Origin of the sequence: Streptomyces sp. NPDC002701 (genome assembly GCF_042889045.1) — a bacterium.
In the GTDB taxonomy this organism is placed as follows: Bacteria; Actinomycetota; Actinomycetes; order Streptomycetales; family Streptomycetaceae; genus Streptomyces.
In genome coordinates this window covers 1-1,940 of record NZ_JBIAQL010000071.1, presented here as the reverse complement: position 1 = coordinate 1,940, position 1,940 = coordinate 1, and the positions used below count along the sequence as shown (strand labels likewise).

The window sequence follows — 1,940 nt, the reverse complement described above, 5'->3', positions numbered from 1 at the left end:
GGCGCGCGAATCGCTCATTCCGGTGGCCGTGACCGTGAAAGTGAGGTCGATCCGCCCGTCCGGCGCTGCCAGTCCACTGCCCAGCAACTGCCGGTACTGCGCGCCCTCCGCCCGCGCCACAAGTCTGGCGAGTTCCTCCGCGATCACCGAGGCCGTGCGCTGGGCCTGCAGGGCCCGGATTCCCGCCCACGCTCCCCATCCCCCAAGGACCACACCCACCAAGCTGGGTAAGAGGGCCAGCAACCCCGCCGGGTCGGACTGCCCCTCCGCCCCCGGCAGCGCATTCACCGTCCACCACAGGCCGGCCATGCACACCGCAACGCTGAACACCACTGCCGAGACTCCCCCGGCACGCCCCCGACGCATCATGAGCACAGATCCTGCCTCAGGGCCTCCCCGGCCGGCTACGGCCGCGGCTGGGTGAACAAGCCCTGCTCGGTCTCGACCCGGATTCCGCGCTCGGTCAGCCACATGAGCTTCAGGCGGGTGTTGTTGATGCTGTTGGGCGCGATCTCCATGTTCATTGCCTCGTACACCTGCCGCGCCCGCAGCGGCGCGTCGGCCGCAGCGCACACCGCCATGATCTGCTGGCAGGCCGGATGGTCCGGCAGCTTCGGGGCCGGCAGCGCGGGCGGCTGCGGATCGGGCAGCTCCAGCAGCGTCTTGCGGGTGATACGGACCTCCCCGGCGGCCCGGCCGAACTCGTCCAGCCGTGCGGTCAGCCGCACGATCTGCTCTCTACGCCTTCAACGTGAAGTATGTGGGTACGGACAAGTTGATGTGGCTCATGCGCACCCTGCTCTCCTGGGACGAGTACGCGTTGAATGCGCTCCTCCCGATCACAGATCAGCCGACCTGGTTACGTGGCGCACCCATAAGGTGGCCATCGACTCACTGCGGCCAACACGGCGACGCCGGGCCCCCGGGAAACCTGCGCCTCACTCTACTTCTGAGTAGTCAATCGCAGCCTGTTGTCACCCGTGATGAGGTGCCGCGGGATACCTGGTCGTTGATTCGCTTTCCCTGGGACCCGTCCGACCCGGCGTAAAGCCACCGAGTCATTCGGGGCGAGTCATCTCGAGGAATAGTGCACAGCCGGAATAACCCCCTCCCGCCAGTAGCGCTCGCCATTCGCTCGGGATGCTGTCCCGACCCGGGCACCGACGACAGTGCAGGCGCCTGGCATCTGATTCGCACCCGCCAGTTCAAGACCGCCGTCGACGAGGACGGCAACCACGTCTCAGCTGGCACCGAACGGGACGTCCCCTGGGTCGCCATCGCCCCCGTCGTCGCCGCGATCCGCCCAGGCTCTCCACCAGGCAAGCACCGCTCACCGATTCGAAGGCACGACCGTCAAGGCGGACTTCGCCCGCAAGTACCTCTCCCGCGACGGAACGTCCTCTACGACAACCCCCACGCCCAGCTGCTGTGCCGCTATAAGCGTGATCAAGCCCTGTGCCAACGCACCACCGACCACGACGTCCCGGCCCTGAACCGCTGTGTTGCCGGCTGCGGCAACACAGTCCGCACGGACCTCCACGCACAGCAGCTGCACGCCCGGGCCGACCGCCTCACCCGGCAGGCGACCCATCAGCCCGATCCGATCGCCCGCCGCCTTCTCACCGCAGCCGACCGGCTGCACCGGCTTTGCCGACGCCCACGACCGCGCCCGTATCACCAGTCAGGAAGCTCGCACATGAGTCCGGCCCCAGATGAACGAGACCGTATTCGCGCGGCAATGCAGCGCATCTTCACCGGCACCCCCGAGCACTCCAACGGGGCCCTGACCATCGTCGCCCTCGCCATCGAGGCGCGCAGTCAGCGGTTAAGAACTCCTAACAAAAGGCTGCAACTTACCTTGGAATGTTGGTGTCTGATGGGTTGTTAGCCTGCACATGAGAAGGGGTGAACAGCCGCCGTGGATCGTGGCGGATGAGCTG

Annotated in this window: 2 protein-coding genes; both read right to left on the bottom strand. The window is 67.0% G+C overall.

Annotation, left to right across the window (positions count from 1 at the left end):
- The coding region (locus ACFYXC_RS41820; protein ID WP_389558394.1) for a hypothetical protein at positions 1 to 330 on the bottom strand (330 nt) is incomplete at its 3' end.
- Between the two features lie 74 nt (positions 331 to 404).
- Positions 405 to 728 (bottom strand): hypothetical protein, encoded by a 324-nt coding sequence (locus tag ACFYXC_RS41815; protein WP_389558392.1) that lies wholly within the window; start codon positions 726 to 728, stop codon positions 405 to 407.
- Between the last annotated feature and the right edge of the window lie 1,212 nt (positions 729 to 1,940).